Annotated in this window: 27 protein-coding genes; 2 read left to right on the plus strand and 25 right to left on the minus strand. The window is 67.2% G+C overall.

The annotated features are described in order from the left end of the window. Positions 1 to 610: 610 nt before the first annotated feature. From ACGFZA_RS10115 to ACGFZA_RS10150, 8 genes are all read right to left on the minus strand, one after another. Positions 611 to 1,267, minus strand: a complete 657-nt coding sequence (locus tag ACGFZA_RS10115) for a response regulator transcription factor (RefSeq protein WP_330830049.1) — start codon at positions 1,265 to 1,267, stop codon at positions 611 to 613. A 181-nt stretch (positions 1,268 to 1,448) separates the two neighbouring features. Next, the gene (locus ACGFZA_RS10120; RefSeq protein ID WP_330830050.1) at positions 1,449 to 2,714 is read right to left on the minus strand and encodes an acyl-CoA dehydrogenase family protein; all 1,266 of its coding nucleotides are present in this window, start codon (positions 2,712 to 2,714) and stop codon (positions 1,449 to 1,451) included. 51 nt (positions 2,715 to 2,765) lie between these two features. Then, the gene (locus ACGFZA_RS10125) at positions 2,766 to 3,371 is read right to left on the minus strand and encodes a GAF domain-containing protein (protein ID WP_329539194.1); all 606 of its coding nucleotides are present in this window, start codon (positions 3,369 to 3,371) and stop codon (positions 2,766 to 2,768) included. 33 nt (positions 3,372 to 3,404) lie between these two features. Next, positions 3,405 to 3,998, minus strand: a complete 594-nt coding sequence (locus tag ACGFZA_RS10130) for an ATP/GTP-binding protein (protein WP_329539193.1) — start codon at positions 3,996 to 3,998, stop codon at positions 3,405 to 3,407. After that, positions 3,976 to 4,299 (minus strand): DUF742 domain-containing protein, encoded by a 324-nt coding sequence (locus tag ACGFZA_RS10135; protein ID WP_330830051.1) that lies wholly within the window; start codon positions 4,297 to 4,299, stop codon positions 3,976 to 3,978. The genes ACGFZA_RS10130 and ACGFZA_RS10135 overlap by 23 nt, the downstream gene beginning before the upstream one ends. Before the next feature lie 46 nt (positions 4,300 to 4,345). Further along, positions 4,346 to 4,777, minus strand: coding sequence for a roadblock/LC7 domain-containing protein (locus ACGFZA_RS10140; RefSeq protein ID WP_329539191.1), 432 nt, complete (start codon positions 4,775 to 4,777; stop codon positions 4,346 to 4,348). A gap of 30 nt (positions 4,778 to 4,807) precedes the next feature. Continuing rightward, the gene (locus tag ACGFZA_RS10145) at positions 4,808 to 6,442 is read right to left on the minus strand and encodes an ATP-binding protein (protein ID WP_393678608.1); all 1,635 of its coding nucleotides are present in this window, start codon (positions 6,440 to 6,442) and stop codon (positions 4,808 to 4,810) included. Between the two features lie 239 nt (positions 6,443 to 6,681). Continuing rightward, on the minus strand, positions 6,682 to 7,695 hold the full coding sequence (locus tag ACGFZA_RS10150; RefSeq protein WP_329539189.1) for a hypothetical protein: 1,014 nt from the start codon (positions 7,693 to 7,695) through the stop codon (positions 6,682 to 6,684). Positions 7,696 to 8,115: 420 nt separating this feature from the next. Between ACGFZA_RS10150 and ACGFZA_RS10155 the strand changes: the two genes are divergently transcribed. After that, a complete protein-coding gene (locus ACGFZA_RS10155) occupies positions 8,116 to 9,342 on the plus strand; it encodes a hypothetical protein (protein WP_393678609.1) in 1,227 nt (408 codons plus the stop codon). Continuing rightward, positions 9,284 to 10,000 (plus strand): 2'-5' RNA ligase family protein, encoded by a 717-nt coding sequence (locus tag ACGFZA_RS10160; protein WP_329539186.1) that lies wholly within the window; start codon positions 9,284 to 9,286, stop codon positions 9,998 to 10,000. Before ACGFZA_RS10155 ends, ACGFZA_RS10160 begins: the two co-directional genes overlap by 59 nt. A gap of 81 nt (positions 10,001 to 10,081) precedes the next feature. On the opposite strand, the gene ACGFZA_RS10165 is transcribed toward ACGFZA_RS10160, so the two are convergent. From ACGFZA_RS10165 to ACGFZA_RS10245, 17 genes are all read right to left on the minus strand, one after another. Further along, on the minus strand, positions 10,082 to 11,338 hold the full coding sequence (locus tag ACGFZA_RS10165) for an MFS transporter (RefSeq protein ID WP_330830054.1): 1,257 nt from the start codon (positions 11,336 to 11,338) through the stop codon (positions 10,082 to 10,084). A 103-nt stretch (positions 11,339 to 11,441) separates the two neighbouring features. Continuing rightward, positions 11,442 to 12,092 carry a M15 family metallopeptidase gene (locus ACGFZA_RS10170; RefSeq protein ID WP_393678610.1) on the minus strand — a complete coding sequence of 217 codons (651 nt, stop codon included), beginning with the start codon at positions 12,090 to 12,092 and terminating at the stop codon, positions 11,442 to 11,444. Then, positions 12,092 to 12,676 carry an NUDIX hydrolase gene (locus tag ACGFZA_RS10175; protein ID WP_329539183.1) on the minus strand — a complete coding sequence of 195 codons (585 nt, stop codon included), beginning with the start codon at positions 12,674 to 12,676 and terminating at the stop codon, positions 12,092 to 12,094. Before ACGFZA_RS10175 ends, ACGFZA_RS10170 begins: the two co-directional genes overlap by 1 nt. Further along, positions 12,630 to 13,292: an NUDIX domain-containing protein gene (locus tag ACGFZA_RS10180; protein WP_329539182.1), complete on the minus strand. Its 663-nt coding sequence runs from the start codon at positions 13,290 to 13,292 to the stop codon at positions 12,630 to 12,632. Before ACGFZA_RS10180 ends, ACGFZA_RS10175 begins: the two co-directional genes overlap by 47 nt. Then, positions 13,289 to 14,617: a methyltransferase domain-containing protein gene (locus ACGFZA_RS10185; protein ID WP_393678611.1), complete on the minus strand. Its 1,329-nt coding sequence runs from the start codon at positions 14,615 to 14,617 to the stop codon at positions 13,289 to 13,291. Before ACGFZA_RS10185 ends, ACGFZA_RS10180 begins: the two co-directional genes overlap by 4 nt. Before the next feature lie 99 nt (positions 14,618 to 14,716). Then, positions 14,717 to 16,882, minus strand: coding sequence for a methyltransferase, FxLD system (fxlM, locus tag ACGFZA_RS10190; RefSeq protein ID WP_393678612.1), 2,166 nt, complete (start codon positions 16,880 to 16,882; stop codon positions 14,717 to 14,719). Then, positions 16,879 to 18,843, minus strand: coding sequence for an ATP-binding cassette domain-containing protein (locus tag ACGFZA_RS10195; RefSeq protein ID WP_393678891.1), 1,965 nt, complete (start codon positions 18,841 to 18,843; stop codon positions 16,879 to 16,881). The genes fxlM and ACGFZA_RS10195 overlap by 4 nt, the downstream gene beginning before the upstream one ends. 23 nt (positions 18,844 to 18,866) lie before the next feature. Further along, complete coding sequence (locus tag ACGFZA_RS10200) at positions 18,867 to 19,334, minus strand: NUDIX domain-containing protein (RefSeq protein ID WP_329539179.1); 468 nt, start codon at positions 19,332 to 19,334, stop codon at positions 18,867 to 18,869. A gap of 2 nt (positions 19,335 to 19,336) precedes the next feature. Further along, on the minus strand, positions 19,337 to 20,209 hold the full coding sequence (locus tag ACGFZA_RS10205; protein WP_329539178.1) for a phosphotransferase: 873 nt from the start codon (positions 20,207 to 20,209) through the stop codon (positions 19,337 to 19,339). 375 nt (positions 20,210 to 20,584) lie between these two features. Further along, positions 20,585 to 21,130: a hypothetical protein gene (locus tag ACGFZA_RS10210; protein WP_329539177.1), complete on the minus strand. Its 546-nt coding sequence runs from the start codon at positions 21,128 to 21,130 to the stop codon at positions 20,585 to 20,587. Continuing rightward, the gene (locus ACGFZA_RS10215; RefSeq protein ID WP_329539176.1) at positions 21,130 to 21,912 is read right to left on the minus strand and encodes an aldo/keto reductase; all 783 of its coding nucleotides are present in this window, start codon (positions 21,910 to 21,912) and stop codon (positions 21,130 to 21,132) included. Before ACGFZA_RS10215 ends, ACGFZA_RS10210 begins: the two co-directional genes overlap by 1 nt. Then, positions 21,909 to 22,508 carry an AAA family ATPase gene (locus ACGFZA_RS10220; RefSeq protein ID WP_393678613.1) on the minus strand — a complete coding sequence of 200 codons (600 nt, stop codon included), beginning with the start codon at positions 22,506 to 22,508 and terminating at the stop codon, positions 21,909 to 21,911. Before ACGFZA_RS10220 ends, ACGFZA_RS10215 begins: the two co-directional genes overlap by 4 nt. After that, positions 22,502 to 23,104 (minus strand): 3'-5' exonuclease, encoded by a 603-nt coding sequence (locus tag ACGFZA_RS10225; RefSeq protein ID WP_330830063.1) that lies wholly within the window; start codon positions 23,102 to 23,104, stop codon positions 22,502 to 22,504. Before ACGFZA_RS10225 ends, ACGFZA_RS10220 begins: the two co-directional genes overlap by 7 nt. Beyond that, positions 23,101 to 24,276, minus strand: a complete 1,176-nt coding sequence (locus ACGFZA_RS10230; RefSeq protein WP_393678614.1) for a radical SAM protein — start codon at positions 24,274 to 24,276, stop codon at positions 23,101 to 23,103. Before ACGFZA_RS10230 ends, ACGFZA_RS10225 begins: the two co-directional genes overlap by 4 nt. Continuing rightward, positions 24,273 to 24,863 (minus strand): nucleoside-diphosphate kinase, encoded by a 591-nt coding sequence (locus ACGFZA_RS10235; RefSeq protein WP_329539171.1) that lies wholly within the window; start codon positions 24,861 to 24,863, stop codon positions 24,273 to 24,275. The genes ACGFZA_RS10230 and ACGFZA_RS10235 overlap by 4 nt, the downstream gene beginning before the upstream one ends. Then, a complete protein-coding gene (locus tag ACGFZA_RS10240; protein WP_393678615.1) occupies positions 24,860 to 25,879 on the minus strand; it encodes a thymidylate synthase in 1,020 nt (339 codons plus the stop codon). Before ACGFZA_RS10240 ends, ACGFZA_RS10235 begins: the two co-directional genes overlap by 4 nt. Before the next feature lie 332 nt (positions 25,880 to 26,211). After that, positions 26,212 to 26,697, minus strand: a complete 486-nt coding sequence (locus ACGFZA_RS10245; RefSeq protein WP_393678616.1) for a DUF6415 family natural product biosynthesis protein — start codon at positions 26,695 to 26,697, stop codon at positions 26,212 to 26,214. Positions 26,698 to 26,708: the final 11 nt, after the last annotated feature.

The raw sequence follows: 26,708 nt of genomic DNA on the forward strand, positions 1-26,708 counted from the left end.
TTCTCCTTTAAGGATTTGTTGGATGGCGGAGTCGAGCTTGGAGCGGGAGGCGGCGAGGCGCCGTCAGGGGCGAGGTCGGGCCGGCAAACGGTGGCGCGGCCGGCCGAGAACCGCAACGGGAATCCGAGCCAGACGCCGTCGTGGTTGACGGACAGCACCTCGGTTCCGTCGTTGATGCCGAGGGTCTTGCGTAGCGCGCCGAGGACGGCGCCACCGGGCCCCACTGGGTAGGGCTGATCCCGGCGTTGATCTGCCGGGGGCGGTCGGCCAATTGAAGGCGTACGTACGTCAGCGGGACATCGGCACGGCGGCCGTTGACGGTGGTGGTCGAGGTGCAGATCCCGGCGCCGTCGCCGTGCTCCCCGATCACCCATCCGTGTACGACGCTGGGCGGAACCCGGTGGTGGGAGGCCAGGACGATGCGGTAGCGCGCGGAGTCGGTGCTCGAGCCGGTGCCGTAGACCTGAGCGGCCTCGCCTGCGGTGGTGGCGAACGGGCGGGCCAGGACGTCGACGGGGTTGATGACCACAAGACCATCACGGATGGAAGACGGGGCTAAGGCCAGGGGCCAGATGGTGGCCGGGGCTGGTCCGCGCGTGGCGTGTCGGCTTCAGATGAGCCCTTCACGCATCGCGTACGCCACGGCATGGGTTCGGTTGCGCAGCTGCAGCCGGGTTCTGACGTTTAAGATGATGTTCTTGATTGTGCGGTCGGACCAGCCCAGCTTCGTTGCTATTTCGGCTGTGTCGAGTCCCTCGGCGAGTAGCCGCAGCACGTCTACTTCTCGTTTCTGCAGCCCTGCGAATGCCAGACCTCTCCCCGGGGCATTGGCCTCCACCCGGCCGATCGTGGACAGGAAGGTGCCGAGGAGTGTGGGGGGCAGGTGCCCTCCCTGATGGGCGACCACGTTGATCACGCTCTCCAGGTGGTCGGGAGTTGCCTGCTCGCGCAGGATGACGCCGACGGCTCCGGCTGCGAGGGCGCGAATCAGGGCCTGCTCGGTGATCGAGGCTACGACGAGGATGCTTTGGGCGCTGGTAGTGCGTTGGATGCGTCGCAGGACGCGCAGGTGTTGTTCGTCGATGGCCGGCGCGACGACGAGGGCCACTTGCGGGGCGGGTGTGTCCGGCTCGCAGTCGAACTTGGCGACCTTGAGCGATGGGCACTTGGTCAGCTGCCCGACGAGGCCCGTGTGGGAGATGGGGTCTCTGCCTGCTTCCACGGCCACCAGAATGCGATCGCTGATCTGCCCACCTTGCGTCTTCAACGGATGACCTGGCCGACGTGGCCGTGGGTGGGCGGAAAGAAGACCGTGGAGAGAGGTGTTCGCGTTGATCGAGCGTCACGGCAACGCTGTTGCAGTCGGTGCCACTGTGGGGAGGTCATTGGGCGGGGCTGTGCCATTTCGAGTGTGCGCTCTCGATTCTCGGGTGCTGGTGCAGGCTCATTCATGCCGGTTGATCTTCGGGTACCTCACGGATCGGTCTGAGAGATACCGCGTTGAACGTTTCCTTGCTCATAAGGGGGCGGGCGAAGCGGGCGGACCACTGCGGGCGGGCGCCATCAATGACGCTCTCTCCGAGTCGTAGCAGTTGCAGGTCGTCCGGGCCGGCGGGCGCAGCGATGTGCTGTATGTCGCGGGCCAGACGCGCGAGGGGGAAATCGGCGCGGACTGCGTATCCACCGAAGAGGTCGGAGGCGGTCTGGGCAGCGGTGACGGCCGACTGGTTGGCCGTGAGCTTTGCGTTGACCAGGCTCGGGTCACACGGTTCGCCCAGGTCGAGCTGGGTAGCGGCGTGGAGTGCCACCAGCTCGGCGGTCATCAGCCCGGACTGAATGTGGGCGAGGCGGTGCTGAACGACGGGGAGGTCGATGAGGCGTCCGTCCTTGCGTGGGCGACCATGCAGGAAGGTCGTGGTTGCGTCCAGGACCCGGCGATGCAGTCCCAGAGCAACGGCCGCGAGGTTGAGGCGTCCACACACGAACGATGCGCCATACGCGGCGGCGAGGCCGTCTCCTTCCTGGCCGAGGAGGTTGGCGGCCGGCACGCGTACGTTGGAGAGGCGGAGGTCACCGGTGGTGAAGCCGTGCATGCCGGTGAACGGCGGCTGCGTTACGGAGACGCCTCGGCGGCCGGCTTCCACGAGGAAGGCTGACAGGCTCCTGGAGCTGCGGCTGCCGGGCTCTCCGGTGCGCGCGATGACCACATGGAGGCGGGCGATACCTGAGTTCCCAATGAAGGTCTTGTGGGCGTTGAGCGTGTAGGAGCCATCGGTATTGCGGTGTGCGGTTGCAGTCATGCCCAGGACGTCGCTGCCGTGATCCGGTTCGGTGACCGCGATGGTGGTCCAGAGGCCCTTCGCGATCTGAGGCAGCCACAGATTCTGCTGCTCGGGACTGCCCAGGTGCTGGATGGCAAAGGTGGGGATCAGTGAAGCCTGCAGAATGCCGCCTGCGGCTCCACTGGCGTACGAAAGCTCGGTGAGGAGGATCGTTTTGGCCACGTGCCCGGCTTCCATTCCGCCGAATTCAGTGGGGATCAGGATGCCGGCCCAGCCCCTGGCGGCCATCTGTTGGGGGAGCTTTCGGTCGGCGTGCGTCCCACTGGCTTCCATACGCTTGATCCGGGGGATGACGGTGTCGCGGGTGAACTCGCGCACCTCTTCGCGCAGGCTGCGGTGCTGTTCTGGCAGATCCGATTCGGCGGCTGTCATCGGTCCGTTCCTCCCTGGGGCAGCGTCGGCGGCGAGCGTGATCGAGGTGGCCTACTGCTGAGTGAGGCGTGACAGTTCGTCGATGAAGTCGCCGGCCCGCTCGGCGTAGCTCTTGACCAGCTCGACGCCCTTGAGACCCCACTGGGTCTCTTCCCTGCCGACGACGCAGACGGTTCCCAGCGTGATGCCGGTCCCTTTGTGGACGAGGGGAGCACCCAGGTACGACTCGACCCCCAGCTTGTTGATGGCGGGGTTTCCTGCCCACCTCGGGTAGTCGAGAACGTTGGGCAGCGGCAGAGCTTTGCGGCGGTCGAGGGTGTACACGCACCAGCCCTCGTTCAGCGGCATCGACCGGCTGTCCGCGGAGGCGGGGGGAGCGCTGGTCTGGCTCTGGCCGCGTGTGGGGGAGGGGACGTGCAGGCCGACGAAGTGCTGATCCCGCGTGATGATGTTGACCATGGAGAAGTAGCCATCGGCGCCGTCGGGATGTCCGGTCAGCCGGCCGGAGTCCTCGGCAAGGCTGTCTGCCAGCGCGTCGAGCCCTGGGATCGGGCGTTTCAGATCCAGACCAAGCCGGTGCAACAGCTCAAGCCGGGCGTCGAGCTCGTGGTCGACGAGGGGGTCGTGGCGGCCGGATTCGGCATTGAAGGTGGGCATGCGGAGCTCCTGAGAGTGGGCCGGGAGGCTGGTTCAGGCGGGTCGTGGGGTGGCGTGGTCGAGGGCGTGCTCGACGAGGGCGATGAGGACCTGGCGGGCCGAGGCGTCGGTTCGGGCATCGCATGAGATCACCGGGACATGCGGGCTGAGGCGAAGAGCGGCGCGTACCTCCTGCTCGGTGTGGTGGTGGGCGCGGTCGAAGCGGTTGATGGCGACGACGAAGGGCTTCGCGCGCTGTTCGTAGAATTCGACGGCGGCGAAGCAGTCCTCCAGCCGTCGTGTGTCGGCGAGGACGATCGCACCGACGGCGCCCTTGGCGAGGTCGTCCCACATAAACCAGAAGCGTTCCTGTCCGGGTGTGCCGAACATCTGTAACTGCACGCGGTGACCGGCGACGGGAATGTCGAGGGTGATGCGGCCGAAGTCCATAGCGACCGTGGTGGTGGTCTTCCGCTCGATGCCGACCAGGTGGTCGGTTCCTATGCCTGCGGCGGTCAGGGTCTCCTCCGTGCGCAGCGGACGGATCTCGCTTACGGCGCCCACAAAAGTGGTCTTCCCGACGCCGAAGCCGCCGGAAATGACGATCTTCAGTGGGATGACGGCGTCAGAGGTTGCGTAGGCCCGCAAGGACACCCCTCAGGAGCGATTCATCGGTGGCCGCGTCGGTGAACGCGGCGGGTGTGGGGCTCACCACGTATCCGTCGTCGATGAGGTCGGACAGGATGATCTTGATGACCTGGACGGGGCTGTCGATGGTGCCGGCGATCTCTGCGACCGAGCGCGGTCCCGCACTGCACACCTTGAGGACCTGGGCATGGTGCGGTTGCAGAGCAGCGGCCGGCGGGTTGGCGCTGGCCAGGAGCAGGCAGCTCCGATCGAGGTCGCGTGAGGGTCTGACACGGCCGTGAACGAGGACGTAAGGCCGCACGGTGCCGAGCCCTTCCGTTTGCCAGTCCGTGTCATGGCCGGCCATCTCACGTGACCGGTCCGCTGGTGGCGCCCGTTGGGGTGCGTGGCGCCACCGACAGGATCGCGGGGATACGTTTGACCAGCAGGCTGGCCTCGTAGGCGACTTGCTCGGTGTCGGCATGCTCGTCGGTCAGCAGGGTGAAGAGTGCGCCCGTTCCAGCCGCCATGGCGACCAGCTGCCCCTTGTCCATCATGATCATGATGTACTGCACGCCGCCTGCGCGGCTGAGCAGGCTGTTTGCTCCGGTGCTCAGCGAGTACAGACCGCTGGTGACGGCGCTCAGGGTGTGCGGCGCGTCCGGGTCGATGTGATCGATGTGGTGGGCGATGAGCATGCCGTCGGTGCTGGTCACGAGTGCGCCGATGGCACCGGAGGTGTTCTTGACGAAGCCGGCCAGCAGTTGGGTCAGCTCGTCAGGTGCACGGGTCGCGGTCATACCGGGTCTCCAAGGAGTGGGGCCAGTGGATCAGTTCGGGGGTGCGCTGTCGGGGCGTGTCTGCGCCTGGGTCTCGGCACGGCGTACGCCGGCCGAGAATTGCCCCAGACCAGTGAGGTCGGGTCCGCTGGAGATCGGGCCGGGTTGGGCATGGCCGGTGTCACCGCGGAGTTGTGGCGCGAGGTAGGAGCGGGTGCTGTCGCGCACCGGCAAAGGAGGGCCCTGCCCCGCGTCTGTCCCGCCGGGGACTGCCATGGCGGCGGGGTGCGGAGCGTGGCTGGCCCCGCGTTGTGGCAGTCGTTCTTTGCCATGCCGGGCCGGAGTCAGCTCTGAAGGAGTTGGCTCGGATGCGGGAGCCGGGGTACTGACGGCGCCATGAGCAAGCGGATGCGGTCCCCTGGGTACCGGGCGGTCGCCGGGACCTGTCCGCTGTGGTGCGGGCGGCTCCTCTTGGTGGAACAGGGTCGCGGGCACGATGACGACGGCCTGGTTTGACCCGTAGATGTTGCTCTTGAGCCGCACGGTCAGGCCAAGGCGTCGAGCGTATTCAGCGACCACCCACATGCCCAGGCGGCCGTCCCTCAGGTACTCGCCGAGGCGGTGCTCGTCGGGCTCGGCGAGCAGTCGGTTCAGCCGGTCCATCAATTCCGGCGGCATGAGGCTGCCGCGGTCGTCGATCTCGATGGACACGCCGGCGTTCACGGGAGTGACCCGCACCTCGACCTGCGTGGTGGGAGACGAATAGTTCGCCGCATTCTCGATGAGCTCGGCGAGCAGATGGGCCAAGCCCGCGACTGACTCTCCCCGGAGGACACCGGACACGGCCGACGTCCGCTGCACCCGCCTGTACTGCTCGACTTCCGCGACGGCATGAGTAAGCACTTCCACGAGCGGCGTCGGCGGCGTCGCGCGCCGTGGGGCAGCCCCGCCCACCAGTGCGAAGGACTCTGCGAGTCGACGGGCGCGCGTCACAAGATGGTCCAGGCGGAACACGGGCTCCAGCACATCGGGGTCCTCTGTGTCGCGTTCCAGAGCGTCGAACTCCCGAAGGGACTGATTGAGCAGGCTCAGCATGCGGCGGCCGATAGTCAGCAGCGCGGTCCTCTCCTGCTGGGCCGAGCCTGCAGCGACCGTCGACTGTACGAAGCACACAAACTCATGCAGCGACCGCTCCAGGGCAGCGAGCGGGTGGTGGGCACCGGGATCCACGTACGGAGGCGACGGCTCGCGCACACGTTCGCCCCGTTGCGCCTGTTCGACCGCGCTCATGACACCACCGGCGCCTTCGGTGAGCAGTGTCTGAAGGCGCTCAATCCACGCTTTGACGGCCGTTCGCTCGTCAGACTGCTGCTGCTCAGCTGCGCCCCGCTCAGCCTCCCGCTGCTGGTGCACCACGCGGGCCGTCCAACCTCCCAGCACCCAGGCGACAGCACCAGCAGCTCCCGAAATAACGACCATCCAGAGCAGACTTAGCCACGCGGACCAGTTGGGCTGGTCACGCAGCAGGTACGCGCAGCCGAGCAGGGTGGGGAGTACGACGACCGAGGGCGCGAGGGCGATCAGCCGCAGATGGGTGCGCAGCCCGCGGGCAGTACCCAGTCGGTGTGCCCGCGACTTGATCTGTCGGCGGCGTGCAGCACGCGGAACAGGCTGAGTGACAGACATGGAGATTCCTCGAAGAGGGCACTGCCGACGAAGAACGACGCCGAGTGCGGGCACAGGGACAAGGAGGACAGAAAAGGGTCACCGGGGCGGGCTGCTCGCCACGGGGGAGAGACGTACAGACCAGCCCCGGTGACCGGCTCAGGGGAAGGCGCTGGGAGGCCGGCGGCGAGGCGCACAGCGCTCCGAGCGCCCGGGCCGCACCGCGAACCGGGCGTCGGGGAGCCCAGGAACCCGCCGGTTCACACTTGCCTCCGGGGCTGCGCGCCGAGTCGGGCAAGAGCCTCGTCCAACACCGGCAGTGCTTCCAGCAGCTGCCGCACCGCTGCGGAGCGCAGCTCCCACGCCTCCAGTACGGCGGTAGGCAGCGGCGCGCACAACAGCTCCAGCAGCGCGATGCGGGGGCACGCGGATATCTCCCGCAGTGGCAGATCAGGATGGGTGGAATGGTAGGCAGCCAGCAGGCTGACCGCGCATTCTTGCCATCCATCACCCTGGGCCACCGTACGCACGTCAAAAGCTGCGCGCGCCGTCTCCCAGGCCAGATAGCCGTAGCGGGCACGAAATCCGGTGACCACGGGCCGGGCAGAACTCGACCGGATGTACGGCGGAATGAACGCGCCGTGAATCGCGTACGCAGTCAGGGTGCCGCGATCCGGGGTCGCCTCGCGCAATTCTCCGAGGTGTTCGGTCAGGCACTGGCGGATCCACTGCAACTGCCCGGAGATGTGCGCATCGCGAACACCACGGGTGACCGCGGCCAAGGCCGCCGCCTCGTGCGAAGTGACTGCATCCTCTACAGAAAGCACAGCCCAGGCAGATTCATCGTGCCGCGGTTCCGCGGACGGCAGGGGGTAGGAGGCCAGAGCACGGTGCATGCGCCCGAGACCCACCCCCAGATGCTGGGCCTGGTCGCGGGTGTACGGGCGGAGGAACGGTGCCCCTCCAGGGACGTCCGTGACCGAGCACACCCCGCTCGTGGCCCCATCGGACAGCAGCCAGCCAGCCTTGTCGGCATGAACGCGAGGTACCGAGAGCCCGGCGGCACGGCAGTATTCGGACATGTCCAGGGCGTGCGCCGCATCCTGCAGTCCCTGCCAGTCCAAGTACTGCGTCACCCGCACGTCAGGAGCGTCCTCGCACGCAACGTGCCAGCTCATGACCGTGCCCGCTGCGCTCTGCTGCGGATCAGCATGGACGGCATCCAGCCCGTACCGAACCTCAAGGGCTTCGAACAGCTCCTCATCCGTCCACACAGCTCCGAGCAAAACAGGACACCTCCCTCGATTCAAACGGCGCGATGACGGCCGAAATTCAGAGTGGCAGGCTCCATCGTCCTGGCCCATTCCCGCCGGGATATTCAAAAGGGAATAAGGTAAGTCACCTCTCTGGCCTGCGAGTTCAGGAGTTAGATAGTGGCGAGGAACCGGTGCGCCGAGTGCCGGACAGAGCTCAGCAGATACAGCACCGGTTCCCTCTGCGGAAGCTGCCGCCAGAAGGGATGGCTGCCCAGCCATATCTGGGACGATCCCCGTACTCGTCAGGCCATCACCGCGCTCGATTTCAGTGCTGCCTTCAAAGCCGTACGTGGCCTGTCCGGCGCCTCACAGACCGACATAGCCGCGCACACAGGGCTCAGTCAGGGTGAGGTATCGAAGATCGAAGCGGGCCGTCCCTTGACCAATATTGTCAAGATCATCAGCGTTCTCGGCGGTCTCGGCGTCCCGGCAGAGCTTTCGCCGATCAGGACCCCAGGTGACTCGGTGCTGGCCTTCGTCCCGGAAGAGACCCCATGGGACGACCCGGTCGATGTCGCCGCCGCTGTGGACGACCTCCTTGCGTCCAACACCGCAGCCGCCGCCATTCCGGTCGCCGAGACCGCTCTGCTGCACATAGTCGACGCGTACGAGTCAGACGGCCCCACCGGTTCAGAGCGACTTGCCGCCCGAACCCGGAAGCTGCGAGACCACCTTCACCAACTGCTCCGAGGACAGCAGCCCGCCTCCCACCGGACCGCGCTGTTCCGAGTGGCGTCCCGGACCTCCGCCGTCCTGGGATACATGGCCGTCAACGCCGGCCGCCACATCCTCGCCGAGTCCTACAGCGCCGAAGCCATCGCCCTGGCCACGGACATCGGCGATCTGGAGACCGTGATGTGGGCCCACGGAACACGCTCGCTGTCCGCGTACTACCAAGGTGCCTACACCGAAGCAGCCACCTGGGCCGCAGACGGCATCGCTCTCGCTCCGGAACATCCACAGGCAATCCGCCTGTACGTCAACGGCCTCGCGCGTGCCCTCTCCCGCCAGAACGACACCGATGGCACCATCCGGGCCATCGGCGCAGCCGAGGATCTGACCGAGCGCCACCCTGTCCCTGCCGGCCTGACGCCGTGCATCTCGCTGGGGTCATACGGAGTTACCCGGACCCTGGCCAACGCCATCACCGGATACGTCGCCCTCAAAGACACCGCCGCCGTCCTGCGCTACGAGAATGAGATCAGCGGCCACGTAGCCGCATCCGCCTCGGACTGGACTCGCTCCCTCGTGCGACTCGACGTTGCCACGGCGCTCGTCAGCGGACAACGCCCCGACATCGAGCACGCCATGCTGCTCGGCCAACAGGTCCTGAGAGATGCCGCAGGAGGCCCACTCATCCTCTCCGTTGTCCAGCGCGCCCACGACCTGCGACGCAGTGCAGCGAAGTGGGAGGACACCACGGCCGTCCGCGAGTATCGCGACGCACTCGCCGACTGGTCCACCACCCCCCGCGTACGGCAACTGAGAAGTCGCTCTGCCACCATGCCAGCGTCCCCTCAACCCTCGGGAAGGACGCCGCCAAGCGATGGCACGACCGACGACGTACCCCGACACGTTCCCGCCCGACCCGCCCCGAGACCTTGACGAGCAGGCAGCCATTACGGACGCGGACTGGACAGCTTTCGACTCACTCACCGAAATCACCAATCACTGGAAACGTCCAGGATGGTCACCCACCACACGCGCCTACTACTGGCTACTCAGTATCACTGACCCCTGCTTCGTCGAGCAGGCAGTCCGCTGTCAAGCGGCAGTACTTGACCACGTTGGCATCAGCGCCTTTGACTTCGTCGCGCCCGACGCCTTCCATCTCACGCTCGGACGTGTCGGACTCGTCGACGCCTGTTCCGACCAGGACCTCGAACGTCTCACCGCAACTGTTCAGGCCAGCGCTCCATCGGCCTTCGAACTCACAGCGCTCCCACTCGCCGGATCACGCGGCGCCCTGCGCTACAGCGTCGCTCCGTGGGCACCGGTCATAGCTCTCCATCAGGTCCTGGCGGCCTCATCAGCCGCGTGCGGCCTCGCACCCATGAAGTCCAGCAGTGGACTCAGGCCACACATCGGAATCGGCTACTGCCACCAGACCCTTCCGATGGAACGCGTCCAACCGGTGGTGCACTCCCTGCGAGCCCTCCCGCCGGTTCCTACGGTGTGTGATCGAGTCGACCTGGTCGCCATGCGCCGCGAAGGCCAGTCGTATCGGTGGGACAGCACCCACTCAGTCCGGCTTCGCCACTGAGGCGGCAGACCTACCCACGAACCGCCTGCCGACCAGGCGGGGCCAGTCGGTGAGAACCGGTGAGCTTGGCTGAGATGCTGATCACGCTGGGGCGTTGTGGGTGAGTGTGCGCAGTGAACGGACTGGGGTGCCTGCGAGACGTAGGGCGGGCAGAATCAGGAGGACCGTGCCGATGGCAAGCGTGGGGCGCAGCCCCAGTACGGTTCCAGAGGCGCCAGCTAGGAGTGTGGCGACGGGGCGCAGTCCGAAGGCGGTGAACTGGCCGGTCGCCTGCATGCGGCCTTGCATCTCGGGGATACATGCTTCCTGGCGCACAGTGCGCTGTGTGAGGCCGTGGGTGACCGCTCCGAACAGCTGGACGAACAGGCCCGCACCGATCACGACGTAGCCTGCGCGGCCTGGCCCGGCGAGAAGGAGCGGGAGCTGGCTCACCGGGGCGAGGCCCAGGGCACCGATCATCACGGGGCCCGGGCCGAACGCCTTGGCCAAGCGCCGCGCCATCAGGGACGCGATGAATCCTCCGGTGGCGCCCACGCTCATCACCAACGCGAACACCTGTGGGGGCCAGCGCAGCTCGTGGACGAGGAAGACGACCCAGATCGCCGAAGTTCCGGCCAGGACGAAGGAAGTGATCGCATTGGTGGTCACCAGTGGACCGATGACCGGATGCCTCCAGGTGTAGGCCAAGCCCTCGCGGATCTCCGAGCGCAGGGAACTGCCCGGCTTACGGGCGGCTGGATCCGGCTCCGCTGCCCGGATACGCAGAGTCCACACAGCGCTGAGGAAGAACGTGAGAGCGTCGAGAGCAACCGCACGAGCCGCACCCATGAAGCCGATCAGGATCCCTGCCAGTGCGGGGCCACCGATGTCGGCGAGCGTGTTGGCGCCGGCCAACTTTGCATTGCCCTGCATCAATTGGTCGCGACGCAACAGGACTGGGATGTACGAAAGGCTCGCCGCTGATCCGATCACCTGCGACGATCCGACGACGAAGGCCACCGCATATAGATGAAGCAGGGTGAGGGTGCCAAGAGCCGCGGCTGCGGGCACGGTGGCCATGGCCAGGCCGCTGACGATGTCGGTCGCCACCATCAAAGGACGCTTGCGGCGACGGTCGCACCAGGCGCCAGCATGCAGTGAGAAGAGCAATGGTGGCAGTTTCTGAACCGTGGCCAGTACCCCTGCCTCCCACGTAGTGGCGTGCAGGGTCACCACGGCGACAAGGGGAACGGCCACCGAGCTCAGAGACGATCCGCATACGTTGGCGGCCTGCCCCAACCAGTAGCGGCGGAAGTCGATGTGGCGCCAGAGGCTGTCGGCGGCAGGGGCGGAGTTCACCGCTCACCACCGAACGCCCATACGTCCGGGCCTGTGGCCGCGTGGGCTGCCTGACAGCCCGCGATGAGGACGCGGGCTGTCAGTGGCTCTCGCTGACCGTCGATCACGGCAGCTCGATCGGTCCGTAGGGCGCCGCTTCCCTGTCGGTTTCCAGGGCCCAGTATCTGTCGCCGTAACTCCAGTGCCAGAACTCGGTCGGGTAGTTCACGAGCCCGGCCTCGGAGAGGACATGGACGAGGACTTCTCGGTTCGTCCGGGCTCGGGCGCTGATCGAATCCGCTGCGGTGTAACACGCGCCATTGCTCTCCTCCGGGTTTGCGTTGACCCGGGTGCCCATGTCCAGTTCCACGCCGTCGGGACCGACGAGCGTGAGGTCAACGGCGGCTCCTGCGCTGTGCGGGGCGATTTCGGGCGGCGACACGAACCTGCTGGTGTCAGCCCGGATCTGTACCGCGGTCGCTGCCGGACTGAGTGCGCGGAGCTTTGCCGCGTACGCCTCGAAGTACTGCGCCTGCAGGGCCGGCGGCCGGTAGCCCTCGACGAACAGCAGTCGCAGGCCGTCCGGCAGGAGAGACGAGGCCAGGAGCAAGCGGTCGAGCACCCCCTGTCGGAGGTGGGCGAAGGCGCCGGCCGCATCCCGTCGGCGGTCGTCGACGAGCAGGATCCCGCTTGCGCGGACATCGGCCAAGGGCTCCCCGCACTCGTCAACCGGAATCGCGGCCACGCGAGGGTCGGACATCAGGATGATCGTCATCAGTTTTCCCAGTCCCAGGATTCGAAGTGTGCCGTTGAACCTGTCCGACGGGCCTCCACCACCGCGTCCAGTCGGGCGAAGTCTCGTTGCGGCATGAGCGGTCGCCACTGCGACATGGGCAGGACGCGGGCTTCGTCGTGTTCGGTGGGATCCAAGGTGAGGGACTTGATCTCGTCGCCGGTGAGCCGGCCTCCCTCGAAGACGAAGCCGATCGTTGCGTAGGGCCACTCCGCCCCTGGCTGGCCGAAGATCGACGCCAAGAGCCTGGCTTGACCCCGGAAGGCGATTCCGGTCTCCTCCTGGCATTCCCTCACTGCCGTTTCCCATGGCCGCTCGCCCGGATCCATCGTTCCGCCGACGAACTGCCATGGATGCGTCTGTGAGTAGACCGCCCTCAACTGCAGTGGATTGTCATGCTCGTCGGTGAAGAACAGACAGGCGAACGCCGTCGCCTTCAACACCGTCTCGGCATACTGCTCCGGAGGCAGCCACGCCGGGCCCATAGCCGGTACGCCAAACCCCACGCGGGGCCGCTGCTCATGAGTCGGAGGATTGGTCAACGGACTCTGTTCCTTCTGGGCCATGAAGGCTCCCTGTGAGGTCGACGGGAATGCTGCGTGTGCCTGACTGCCCGTGGGCGGCATCCTCCGCACGCCGGCCCGGGAGGTTCGAGCCCGTCTTCCCCCGGCCCTGGACGTGTTGGAGCCGGTCTGCCGTTCTGTCATACGGGATCGGGTCGCCGGGCTCTTGGAAGTGGATGCCGAGCCCTGTTCCGGCCAGGTAGGCGTCGAGACCGGCGCGGCAGTAAGCCACCATCGGCGTGGCCAAGGCGGCGAGCGGGTACCAGCTCATGGCATCGCACACAGTCGGCTCAAGAACCCGGGGCGTCCCGCGCCAGCGGCGAACCTCGAAGAAGACCCCAAGCCGGGCAATGCCGCCTGGACTGCGATGGTGCACCGTGGCGGCGAAGTGGGCGTTGACAGGGTCGATGACCACGCCGGTCTCCTCCTTGGCCTCGCGGACAAGCGCAGCCACTACGTCCTCGTGCGGACCGTCCAGGTGCCCCGACGGGAGGTGCCAGAGGCCGGCCGCATAGACCGCGCCGGCTCGTCGGGACAGGAGGACTTCCGGACCATGAACGCCCTCGCGGCGCAGGATCAGGTGGACGTCGAGTGGCTCGGTATGGCGCTGTGGACTCATCTATCGCTCCCCGAGCGGTGTGCGGACGTGACGTGGGTGCGGTGGCGCGCATGGAACAAGCGGTACGACACGTGGTTGTCGCTGTCAGGGGAGTCGAGGACGTCGATGCCCTCGACGCGCAGTCCGTACTCGACGAGCAGGTCCTCCCAGAGCTCCGGGGTGAGGACCCACATGTGCACGGTGAGGTTTCCACCGTCGGCCAGAGGTAGAACCTCGGGCCGGGCAGCCATGGACGTGCTGGGACCGGCACCGCGGCTGTTCGTGTGCAGGGTGGTGAAGCACAGGCGGCCACCGGGCTTGAGTGCCGTCGCCAGGAACGGAAGGAGCCGGTGGGGGTCGATGTAAGGGATTCCGCCGATGGAGTAGATCACGTCGTACGGTTCCGTAGCCCGTAGGTGATCAACGGCGTCGCCCAGAAGCAGTTGCAGCCCGTCCAAGTCGCCGTACCGTTCGCATGCGCGCCGGTGCTGACCCGGTGAGGAGTCGATGGCGTCCACCACTGCTCCGTGCGCGGTGACGAGGTGTGCGGCGTGCTTTCCGATGCCGGAGCCGAGGTCGAGGACGCGTCGGCCGCGCAGGTTGCCGAGGACCTCTGCTCCTGGGCCGCCTGGCCAGGAGGCCCAGGAGATGCGGTCGACTTCGGGGATCTGGGTTGCTCGCGCGATGTGGTGGGTGCCGTACGTACTCCATGCCTGGAGGTTGTTCTGCTCACTGTCCAAGTCGCCTTTTCCAATGCGTTGTTGGCGGAGGGCTGCGGTTCTGTCGTGACGGGGGCCTCGCAGGACTACGAAGGACACGCCCTCGGTGTCGTGGCGTAGCGCAGCGGACCAGCCGGCCTGCAAGTGGTCGAGTTCGTCCTCGTCGAGCGCGATGCCGCGTCGTTCCGTCGGGGTGTCGGCGGCGAGTGGAGTGATGAGTACGAGGGAGCCGCCGGGGCGGAGGCGCCGGCCGAGGGAGACCAGCGTCTGGTCGCGAGTGTTCAGAAACGGATAGACGAACCGAAGGGTGATCAGGTCGTAGCCGTTGGCAGAGTGCGGCGCGGGGTCGGTGCTCTCGATATCGCCCCGCAGCCAGTGCACGTCCTCCCCGTTCCGGGCGGCCGCCTCGGTGAGAGCGGTCTCGGACCAGTCGACGGCGTCGACGCAATAGCCGATCGAGTGTAGGTGGGCTGCGAGTTCACCGGTTCCGCATCCCACGTCGAGGGCCCTGCCGTGGGCCGGGGCCGGCACATGGGTGGCCAGCAGAGACCGTTCGTCGTCGCGGAGCGGGCGATAGCGGCGGCCATCGGCGTACCCACGTTCCCATTGCGGCTGTGTGGTGAACATGCGCGGGGCACGTCCTTCCTGTAGCGGAGGGTTCCAGGCGGCAGGGCAGGGGGCTATGCCGCCGCATGGAACGGCATGAGTTCTGTCCTGTGTGAAGGGTCAGGTCCAGCCCATCGCGGTGTAGGGCGTGCCGTGGGAAATGGCGGCCAGAGCGGTGCGGGTGTAGTCCACCGTCGGGTCTGGCAGTGCGGTCAGCGGCCACCAGGCCCACTCGGTGCAGCGGTCCGGTTCGAGGACTGCCGGTTCGCCGCTCCACCGGGATGTGGTGAAGAAGAGCTGGATGCGTGGGGTCGGGCTGCCAGGGTCGAGGAGGTCGAGCGTGTGGACGAGCGAAAGATCGGCCTCGTCGATGGCGAGTCCGGTCTCCTCCTTCGTCTCCCGGATCATGCAGGAAATGGCGGCCTCGTTCGCTTCGCGGTGGCCGGCGGGAAGGTGCCAGGCCGAGGGCGCGAAGGCGCTGCTCGCGTGGCGTCTGCCGAGCAGAACCTTGCCGTCGCGGATGAGGACGAGGTGGGCGCCGACGATGCTGCGGCTGCGTTGATCACCGGGCTCGCGAACCTGCACGGTGGGAAGCGGGGTGCCGTCGGCGGGGTCCGGGCGTGGGCGGGTCTGATGCGCTTGGAGGACGGCCGCGGCGCCGGGGTCCATGGTCATCTCCGCTGTCTCTTCCAGGCGGGTCCAGCGCAGCTGGATGCCCTCGCACAGCTCGATTTCGTGCGCGGGCCGGTTGAGTGTGCCGTGGTAGACACGGACGCGGCTCATGAAGGCCCCGTGGGCGTCGAGCGTGTCGAGTGTGACGAAGGCGGTGAGGTCCGGGATGGTGAGGCCGATTTCCTCGTCGAGCTCCCGGACGATGGCCTCATCGCATCGCTCGCCCTTCTCTGTGTTGCCGCCGAGCAGAGCCCAGTGCCCGGGGCGCCAGATGGGCTTGTTCGCGGAGCGGAGATGGAGCAGGTAGTGGCCGTGGTCGTCGGTCAGCAAGGCCGCGGTGCCGGGAATCACCGGCCAGTCGATCGTGATCACCGTGTGCTTCTTGCGGAAGACGTGTGGGCCGACCTCTTCGTTGGAGGCCGCGGTCGGCGGCCGGACGGTGACTCGCGGGCATGGGGCGGCGCGGTGGTTGCGCTGCCAGTGCTGGACCTGTTCGGCCATCTCGGCGGCAGCGAAGCCGCCTGCCGCGCCGTAGGCATGGACGACGAACTCGTACCGGCCGCCGCCGTCGTCACCGTCCCCGATCCGCTCGGTGGCCAGGCGGGCGAGCGAGGTGCCGCGCACGATCGCGGCACCGGGCCAGTGCGGGGGCGGTGGGCTGATGACGCTGTCGCCGCTCTCGGGATCGACGGACAGGCGGCAGAAGCCAGGTAGCGCTCCGGCCAGGTACAGGGCGAGGGAGTCGAAGGGCTCCTGGCCGCCGACGGTGACGTGCGTACGGAGGGTTGTGGGCGGCGTGTCGAAGGCCGGAGCGAGCTGATCGACGGGCCGCGGGGTGCCGTCCTCGAAGGCGAGATGGATACCGCGGCCGGGGATGGTGCGGCGTTGGCTGTTCCAGGCGCCGGCGCCCTGCATGGGAACGAATCCGCATACCGTGAGCGGCTCGTCGCTGGTCAGTACGGCGCCTTGTCTGGTGAAGCCGATGGACCACACGTACTGGTGCAGGCGCAGGGGGGCGACGAGGCGTCCGCCCTCGACGAGCATATGGATCCAGGGCAGGTCCCAGGTGTCGACGGTGACGATCACGGCGTCGAAGCCTCCGTCGGGGACAGCAGCGGCAGGGAGCCGTTCGGCGTCCGCGGTGATGACACGCACGCGGTCGTATCCGGTGTCGGTGAGGAATCGAGTGGTGCGCTCGGTGACGGCGGCGTCGATGTCGACGGTCGTGACACTTCCCGATGGGCCGACGAGTTCGGCAACCAGAGCAGCGTTGAAGCCGCCCGAACCGATCTCCAGCACATGGTGGCCGGCACGGATGTGGGCGGCTTCGAGCATGTGGGCCTGCAGCCATGGCGCGGAGATGGAGCTGCTGACACGGCCGTCGGCTGTGTGCCGGGTCGGGATGATGTCGTTCGCGTAGGCGTCCGCCATCGGGACTTCGGGGACGAAGGCGTGCCGCGGCACGGTGCGGAAGGCGGCCTCTACGGCGGCGGTGCGGAGGTGGCCGGACATCAGGAGCTGGTCGGCGAGGCGGTTGCGCAAAGTGCTGGGGTCGAGTTGTTCGGTCGTTGGGGGAGTAGCCGACATGGTGTGCCTTCCGGACAGTGGTGTCATGCGGAGTCCGTGACGGTGGGGGAAGTGGGGTGCGGGATGCTGCCGGTGGGGGCGTACTGGGCGGCTTGTGCATCGAACATGGCGGCGTAGCGGCCCCGGGCGGCCATGAGTTCGTCGTGGCTGCCCTCCTCGGCCAGGCGTCCGCGGTGCAGGACGTAGATGCGGTCGGCGTGGCGGACGCCGGACATGCGGTGGGTGACGAGGACGACAGCCCGGTGCGGGGCGGCGAGGCGGCGGATACGGTCGAACGCCTCGATCTCGGCCTCGGGGTCGAGTGCGGAGGTGGGTTCGTCCACGATGAGGACGCTGTCCGCCTGCGAGGTCGAGCTGCGCCAGTGGGTGCGGGCCAGCCCCACCTTCTGCCATTCACCGCCGGACAGTTCGATGGCTCCGCGGAACATGCGGGCCAGCAGGCTCTGCAGGCCGTCGGGGAGCTTGGCCACGATGGGACCGGCGCCGGCGTAGTCGACGGACGGCTGCAATTCCTCCAGTGAGGCGATGTGGGCGGGGCGGCCGATCCGGATGTTCATTGCGGCGGTCACCGGCCAGCGTTGGAAGTCCTGGGTGAGCAGCGCGACGCGCTCGAAGACCTGGGCGCGGTCGAGACCGGCGATGTCCGCATCGCCCCATCGCAGGGTCCCGCCCTGGGGCAGGAGTAGACCCGAGAGGACCTTCATCAGCGTGCTCTTGCCGGAGCCGTTCTCACCGACCACTGCCGTGACCGAACCCATGGGCAGCGTGAGCGACACACCGTCCAGTGCGGGGCTCTCGCGGTCGGGATAGGAGTAGGTGACCTGGTCGAGGACGATGTGCTCGACCCGGTCGGGGACGGTCGTGCCGCCCAGGGGGATGGCACGCTGGGCAGCCTGGGTAAGGAAGCGGGAGTGGTCCCGGACGTACAGGGATTCCTCGTGCAGCTGGTTCACGTTCATCACCAGTGCGCCGAGGCTGGCCGAACCGGAGCGGACGGCGATGACCGCGGTGCCGGCCACGGCGAGGCTCATGCGCCCGCTCGTGATCAGCCAGAACATGGTTCCGTACGTCGCCGCCATTGCCAGACCGGACAGGGCGGCGGCGAACCACTCGGTGAGGGCCTTGCTGGAGGCCAGCCGCTCCTGCTCGGCCTCGGCAGATTCAGCCATGCGCCGGTATCGGTTGAGGAGGAAGCCGCCGACGGCGTGGATGCGCACTTCCTGGGCCGCGGTGCGTTCGGTCAGCAGGTTGCCGATGAGACGGCTTGCCCGTACGTGCTCGATCCAGCTCATCACCGACACGTAGCGCTCCTGCGCCACGCGCATGGCCCCCCAGCCGCGGGGTGCCGCGATCAGAATCAGCAGGGGAAGCAGGGCCGGGTGCAGAACGGTGAGCACGCCGGCCGTGGCCATCAGGGAGATGCTGCTGTTCAGCGCCGACACGCAGACGCCGATCATGCGGCGTGCGGAAGCCGGGCCGTACTGGGCGATGTCGACGAGCCTGCGGAAATCCGGGTCGTCGATCGCTTCCAGCTCAACGGAGACTGCTGCTGCCAGGTACTGGGTGGTGGCGATCCGCTCGACGACCGGTTCTAGCCGGCCCGCCCTGGCGGTGGACCACCCGGCCAGGGCGGAGTTGACGACAGCGATGGCTGCGGCGGCGAGGAGGCCGGGCAGAAGGGCATGCAACCGCTCGGTGGCGTTACCGGTCCCGCCGAGCAGGGCATGCATGACGGAGTTGATGGCGAGCAGGCCGACGGCCGCGGCGACGCCCTGTCCGATCTCACTGACCGCCACGGCGATGAGCGCCCGGCGGTCGGCGTTCCACGCCATGCGCAGCGCCGCGCCGACCAGCGCCGGCATGGCACGCAACGCAGACAGCATGGTCAAGTCCAGGGTGGCGTGCTCGTGTTGGGACCATCCCATGTCGTAGCGCAGCGGTCCGCCGAAGAGTTCCTGTTCGGCGTCCGAGACCTGTGGCTCTGCCATCTTCACGGGGCCGAAGAACCTTTTCACAGAGTGCCTCCTGAGCTCGGCCAGTCCAGTGCCCTGTACGAGGGGCCTTCGGTGAGCAGCTGGAAGATCGTGGCGGTGTGGGGGTGACAGTCAGGCGGGGGCTTTTCCATCGATACCCAGAAGAGCCGTTCGTCCTCGTCCGGCTCAGTGTTGTGCGGTTCACCGGTCCAGGACTGGGCCACGAACACGGCGGTGATCCGGTCGTGCCCCCTGGGAGCGTGCTGGTGGACGAGGCCGCAGAATTCCTGATGGGCGGAGCTGATGCTCACGCCTGCTTCCTCCTCCACCTTCCGCCGTGCGGCATGGTCCAGCGGTTCGTCGGCCTGGACGTGTCCTCCGATGACCGTGAGCTGTCCGGGTGTGAGCGCCGCATCGGGCTGCCTGCGCACGCACAGGGCGGATCCGTTGGTGCGCAGCAGGACTTGGGCGACATGCGCGATCAGCAGGTGATGCTCGTCGGTCATCGCTACCTTCCCTCCTGAGCCAGGCGCTCGACGGTTCGTCGGCCGCGGGCAGTCACATGCGCGTCGCCGTGGAGGGGGCCGTAAGCGAGCGCGCTGGCCGCGTCAGCCGCAGCGAAGGACACCAGTGCCCGCTGCTCGACAGCGGAGAGCGAGCGCCCGTATCCGGCGAACAGTGCCGTGCCGAGCTCTGGACGGTCCAGCCAAACGGTGGTGGCGAGCTTCACGAAGTCGGCGACGAGCGGTCCCGGGGTGCTGCGCTCGTAGTCGATCAGGGCGCAACGCCGGCCGTTCCAGAGGATGTTGCGTTCCCAGAAGTCCCCGTGGCGAAGTCCGCAGGGCAGAGGGCCGATTGAGGGTAGGGCGCTGACGGCGCGGCGGAGCATGTCGGCCTCGGTGGCGGACAGATGGTTGCCAGCAGCGGCAATGTGCCTTTCGAGGCCGGTGACTGTCGCTTCGATGACCGCTTCGGCCTCGGACTGTCCCTTATGGCTCGGGAGTGCATCGTGGAAGCGACGCAGGAGTCGGCCGGCCTGCCTGTGGGCGTCACGGCGCCGGGCAGGCGATGTCTCGTACTTGAGGGGCTCTCCGTCCACGGCGGTGAGGATTAGGGCGAGCAGCTCAGCGCTACTGTCTCTCATCGTAGGGGCGCTGCTGTGGCCGAGTTGTGGAACGGCTTCGCGGTAGGCGCGGGTCTCGCGGGTGTAGAGAATCGGATCGGGTGCCACCTTCACGAAGTGGCGGCCGGCTCGACTGGCCACGTCCCACACCTGTGAGTTCGTCCGCGAATGAGAGGCATCGCGAACAACCTGGATCGGTCCCAGAACCGATTCCACCCACCGGGCCAGTGCCCCTGAAAGGCAGGCGGCTCCGGTCATGCCAGGTACCTCGTATCCGGTCGGGACCCGGTGGTGAGGAATCCGGCGCAGCCGCCAGCGCGGCGCGCGCACGCATCCGAGGAAGGAGCGGAGCCTTCGAACGCAGGATGAACAAGTGCGGGACGGTGCAAGCGATGCATGAGTGCTCCTCGGGCGTGATGCGGACAGGTGATCGGGTAACTGGGTCTTTCCTGTCGCCGTCACGGGTGCACAGGAGCGAAATCTAGAACATGATTTCGAATAGTCGGGCGACCCTTGATGTGGCTAAGGGCGCGGTGCCGTGATCCTGCGTTCGACCACTCCTGTGGGTGTGGGTACCCCTTTTGGGGGATTGCGTAGAACGGCCGGCCAACGCGGCTGTCGAGGACGTCGAGTTCACCCGGGATCCGGCTGAGGTGACAGGGGAGCCGCTTCCAGCCTGCAGATGGCTCCGGCTTCGAGGTGAGCGACCAAGCCCGTACTCAGGCATCCGAGGCCGATCAGGGCCCTGTGGCCGGCCTGCTCCGGGAGCTTGGAGACAGCTCGTGCCCTGGGCACTGACAGCAGGAGGGCACGCGGGTCGCGGTAGGAGAGGGACGCGGCATCGTCGTTAGCGAGCGGGAGCGTGGCTACGATGTGCGTGATGACCCTTCGGCGACGAGTCTGCACTTGATCCACGGCGACCCTGCGGAGGATGGTGAAGCCGGTCGGTGCACCGACCAGTACCCGCTGAGCAGCCTGTTCCGGTGTCTCTCCGGCTTCCATCGAACCGGTCGGGAGCATGAGATCGCCGTGCCCGGTGGTGTCGGCGAGTAGAAGTTCGTTCATGCCCACCGGGACCAGTAACGACACGCCGACCACGGGAGGGCGCCAGTTCTCGTATGGCGCGTGGAACCGCGGTGTGCGCTCGGCCCCGACAAGCTCTGCCGTATTGGCTGCCATCAGGGCCATCCGCCGGATGCGACTGCGCTCACGATCTCTTCGAGGTGCAGCGGCTGAGTCGTGCTGGGGATCGGGGCCACGTTGTTGCCGAGCTGGAGTAACCAGTGCAGGGAGTCGCGCACTCCTTGGCCCTGGGTGAGAGCGCCGGCGTTGAGTGGCCGGTAGGGGACGTACGGGATGCTGAGCTCCCGACAGAGCTCGAATGCGGGGTCGTAGCGGTCGGTCGTATTGAGGACGTTCTGGACCGCGGAGATGGTGATCTCCTTGCCGGCTCGGCGGATGTCCTCGACGGTGACCTTCGAAAGGCCGATGTGGCCGATCTTTCCTTCGCTCCGGAGGGCCTGAAGTGTGCCGAGCTGGTCAGCGAGTGCCACCTCCGGATCGATGCGGTGGAGGTAGCAGAGCTCCAGCCGCTCCGTGCCGAGGCGGCGGAGGCTCGCTTCAACGCAGGACCGCAAGTACACGGGGTGCCCATGCGGCGCCCACAGGTTGGGGGCCGGCCTCACCATGCCGACCTTCGTCGCGATCAGCAGGTCCTCGCCGTAGGGGTAGAGAGCATCCCTGATCAAGTGCTCGACAGTGTGAGGGCCGTACGCGTCTGCAGTGTCGATGTGCGTGATGCCGTGGGTATGGACTGCCTGGCGCAGAACACTGATTGCTAGGTCTCGGTCGACGGGGTCGCCCCAGGTGCCGGGCCCGGTCAGGCGCATCGTGCCGAACCCGAGCCGGGAGACGGTCTTGCCCGCGAGCTGGATGGGGCCAGCCGGCCACGCGGCACTCATACGGCAGCCTCGGCCAGGCAGGTCTCCAGCGCCTTCGCGACAGCGTTCGCCTGGCTCTCGGGACCGCTGGTGACGCGCAGGTGGGTGATGGTCTCGCTGCCGAGCAGCTTGTGGGTGTGCTTGTCGACCAACATCCGATACCGGCTGTCGTAGTCGTGCCTCGGCTCTACCGGCATGGTGGGGTCGAGCACCGTGGCCAGGAGCAAGTCGTACTTCGGCAGCTGTGTTGCGGCCAGCAGTAGCAGCCGCTCCCGCTCCAGACGGTGGAGCTGCTCGCCTCGGTATTCCAGAGCGGCATTGAGATAGGCAAGCGCGTCATGCGGAGCACGGTCCGCAAGGATGACGTCCGCGCCCTGCGCAGCCGCCGCGATCTCGTCGGCAATGCTCTGCGCGATGATCCACTCGGTGGACGCGGCGGTGTGCTTTTCCATCTTGGGTAGTCCGTTGAGGGCGGCACGCTTTCCGATGCGGCCCGTTCGGACAGGGTTTGCGCCGTTGGCGCGCAGTTCCATTTCGATGCGCCTGAGCAACATCGTCTTGCCGGTGGAGTGGGCGCCGAGTACGCCGATGCGGATGGGGGGAGTCGTTGTCACCACAGCGTGGGTTCCTCTTCTGGTTCGGGGGCACCGGGCAGGCCGGGCGGTACTGCCGCGGCGACGAGCTGGTCCCAGGTGCCGTAGTGGGCAGCCATGGCGATCAGGAGTTGCGCCGTGGCGTATGCGTCGAACGTGGCGCGGTGCCGCTGTGCGGGGGCCGCGCTCAGGTCTGGCTGGACGTGCTCGATCAGGGCGTCGAGTGAGTACTTCGGCAGGCCGGAGTATGTGTTCTTCGCCAGCCGGAGCGTGTCGAGCACTCCTGCCGGCTGCCATCGTGGAAGGTGCGCAGACAGCGCTTTGTAGTCCACGTGTGCGTTGTGCGCGCAGATCCACGAGCCGTCCAGCAGTGTGTGAACCTGGTCGGAGATCTCCTCCCAGCCCGGTTCGCCCTCCAGCCGCTGATTGGTGAGGCCATGGATTCGAGCGGCGAACGGTGTCACAGGGCGCTTCGGCTTGGTCAGCCACGCCCCTGCCGTGCTCGTGTCCGGCTGCCCGTCACGTACGGGAAGGACGGCGACCTCGACGAGGTCCGGGGGGTTGGTTCCGTTCCCCTCGACATCGACGACGAGGAGCGAGGGCCAGGAGGAGAAGTTCATGCGGTTCGGGTTCCGTTCCCCGCCTTCCAGCCGATCGGGGCTCGGCCGTGCTGGCGGTGGTGGTGGGGCTTTGCTCGGTCGTGGCACTGGTAGCCGAAGCCGTGCTGGAGGGAGTAGCGCGGGGGTTCGTCCAGTCCTTCCACGACGATGGCACGGTCGTTGATCTCGACCTTGCCGGTCGCGCCGAGGGCGCGGGCCTCTTGTATGACGGTCGCGAGATCCGGCTTCACCCATGCGGCCTCGCACCGTGCGATCTGGTCTTCGGGGCAGATGTCGCACAGCTCACGGACCCCGTAGTGCCCGTTGTAGTCGGCCTCTCCGTGCGCGTACGCGACACCGCAGCTCGTCTTGCGGAACAGAGCTCCCCAGGAGCCCTCTTGGAAGGCGGCGAGTATCCGCTCCTCGGCTGCCTCCGGCATGATCTTTCGCCGCGCTGTCTCCGCGTACGGCATCGGCAGCCCGTGTGCCTCGTAGTAGGAGGCGATCTCCTCGCGGAAGAAGAGGCCCGTGAAGACCGTGGCGTGTGCGTGCAGGGACAGTTCGCGGGCGCGTTCGATGTCGGAGCCGGAGTCGTTCAAGCCGGGCACGATCGGTCGCCAGTACAGGACGGTGCGGTACCGCTCGGCGTGTTCGTACAGGGTGCGCAGGCTCTCCGCGGCAATGTTCGAGTCGATGGGCTCGATGTCGGGATTGGCGATGTTGGAGTGTGTGACCAGCACGGTGAGGCGCAGGTGCCTGAAGGAGTTGAGGACGGCGCAGTCCTCGGGGTCTACCCGCCACCGCGTGATGATCAGGACGTGGTTGGTGAAGCCCTGCTCATCCAGCAGTCTCAGCACGTTGAACACGTGCGGTTTGACGATGGGGAGCATGGGGTCGGTGGCTCGGTTCAGGAGCTGGATGGGCGTCTTGCCTGCGCGGAAGAAGGGGTGGCCCACGAGGCGGGCAACGGCGTCTTCATCGCTCATCAGACGCCGGGGGACCTTCATCTCGAAGTTGTCGAAGAGGTGCCGGACGCAGTAGCCGCACTCCAGCGGGCAGCCGACGATCCAGTTCAGTGACAGGCCCGACTTGCGGTACTCGATCACGTCCGCGAGTTCCGGCTTCAGCCCGCCGATCTTCTCTGTGGCCAGGATCGGCAGAGCACGGCGTCGCGGTGCTATGGGGGCGGTCATGGGTTCCTCCGTGGACTGGGCAAGAGGCAGGCGTCGGAAGGGGTGCTCTGGGGCGGAATAGACGGGTCGAGGAGGGCGCGGCGGCCGGCCCCGAACCAGGTTCCGAAGTCGCGACGAGCGGCGGCCGGGTCGTCCGAGGTGTGTACGAGGTTCCGCACGAGACGCTTGTCCCTGAGCGCGGCGTCAAGACTGTCGTCGCCGAGGTCCCCGCGGATCGTGCCGGACGCTGCGCACGTTGGATCGAAGTGTCCGAGGAGCTGTCGCAGCCGGCCGTGGAACTCGGGCTCGCCGTGTGCGAGGGCGACGACGACGGGCTGGCCGACGTACATCGCATTCAGGCACGCCGGAATGTCCCGGCCGGGGAAGTGATCGGCATCCACGAGCAGGTCCCAGTAGTGGACGTGGGCCTGCCACGCCTGCGCGATAAGTTCGCGGCGCCCCGTGATGGTGATCCCAGCGGCGGCGATCCGGGCCAGTACATCGTCCACTTGCCCGAGGGACACGGCATCGGGCTTGCACAGGACCACTGACCAGCGGTCGAAGTTGATCCCCTCCACGACGGTGCCGCTCGGCGGCTTCCGACTCATCGCCCGGCCTCGGCAGTTGAGCAGGCCGTCCACTTGTGTCCGACCAGCCAGCGCAGGCCGGGGTGCAGCGCGTCGAGAATGTCGCGGCGCACCGTGTATGCATGGTCGTGTTCGATCTGCCGGTAGAGCTCGAACAACAGCAGGGCCTGCTGCCAGTACGGGTCCACGTCGAGGTCGGCGATGTCGTCCGCGCTGTAGCGGACCTTGTTGGTCCGCAGCGCTTCTTCGTGGACGAGGACTCTCGTCAGAGTGACCGGGCTGGTCGTCCGCGGCATGTCGGGGAAGGGGAAGTTCTGGGGATGGTGTCGAACGTTCGCCTCGAACAGCACTTTCTTGACGCGGTCGGCGTTGTGGTCGTTGACGTGTGCCGAGCCGATGAAGTGGCTGTAGGTGCCCAGCTCCAGGCCGAGCTGCACGGCTGCGTACTCCTGGATCATTGTGAAGCTGAAGACGTCGGACAGCAGGCCACAGTCCAGGTCGTTGGCCCGCATGTTGACCACCATGTGCAGGCGTCCGCCTCGAACGAGCAGGTGCATTCCGGCGAGGCACGCCATGTCGGGGTTGTCGGCAAGCGCTAATTCGGAGGCAGAGAAAATAGGGAGGTAGCCGCGCTTGCTGTCGGTCTCCGTGCGCAGCAAGTCCAGGACCCGATCGAAGGGGGACGTGGTGTCGCCCTCTGCGGGATTGAAGAGTGTGTAGCCGTATGCGGACCCGCCGAGGTCAATCCCGTCGCGTGAGCTGGGACGCATGGAGGGCGCGTAGTAGCCGATCATCTCCAGGTCACGGCGGCCGGCCAGGTACCAGAGGGCTTCGGCGAACTGAAAGACCGGGTTTGCCTTGCGCGTGGCCAGATAGGGAAGTCTCTGGCGGGGATCGGGTAGCCGGAAACCCACACCGATTACCTCGCGGGCATCGTTACCCCGTGCGGCAATGTGATGCTCGAAGTTGTTTGAAGCCAGTTCGAGTAGGGCCAGATATGCGCCCTCGATGCTGCGGTAGGTCGGAGCGGTGAGCATGGAGCCTCCATGTCGATGTGCGGATGAGGAGCGGGGCTGTGTCCGGACTGGTCAGCGCTCCGTTCGCATTCGCTGCCGGAATATCGGGCGAAGCGTCGGTTGGCCGAGTTGGGGCCGAGCTGCTAGGGGCGAAATGGGAGCCCGGCGAATGGTCACCGACGCCCCGTCTCCGCGGCGAGAACGAACATTTCGATCGCAGTCCCGAAGCTGACTGCCTGCCACACCCTGCGGGAGAGCAGCCACCGTGGAAGCCGGCGGATTTGGTGTGGTGTTGAGGCCCTCTTCGGTGGCCGACGGGGGAAACGGGGGTGTCGAGGCCACCGAAGAGGGAGTCAGGGGGAACGCCGGGCGGCAGACCGTTCAGCCGACGGCGCCCTCGCGGAGGACACGGCTTCTCGATGCCGAGTCACTTCCGGGCGTGGGCGAACCTGTGCTTCGCCGATGTGGTCGGCCACACGGCTCAGGGCTTGGACGAGGCGGGCGAGGTTCTGAGCACGGTGCGCGGCAGAGCGGGGGGCGACGGTGAGGCCCAGCGGCTTCAGGGTGAGGCGCCTGCTGGCCTCATCGAGCGTTGCCTGCGCGCGACGGCCAACGGGCGAGTCAGAGGGAATGCCGGCGATGACGATGCTTAGGTCGTCGGCGACGATTCGGCCGTAAGTGGTGAACCCCTTCGCCAGTTCGAGGGCCTCCTCAACGGTCGGGAAATCGGCACTGGCGGGGCCCCAGGACAGCGCCCTCCCGACGAGCGCCAGGACATCGACTCTTTCAGGGACGACCGAGTCCAGGATGGGAGGCTCGTGTGCTTCGTGCGGCACCATGGCATTCCCTG

It is taken from the genome of Streptomyces sp. NPDC048211, from assembly GCF_043202315.1.
Lineage (GTDB): Bacteria > Actinomycetota > Actinomycetes > Streptomycetales > Streptomycetaceae > Streptomyces.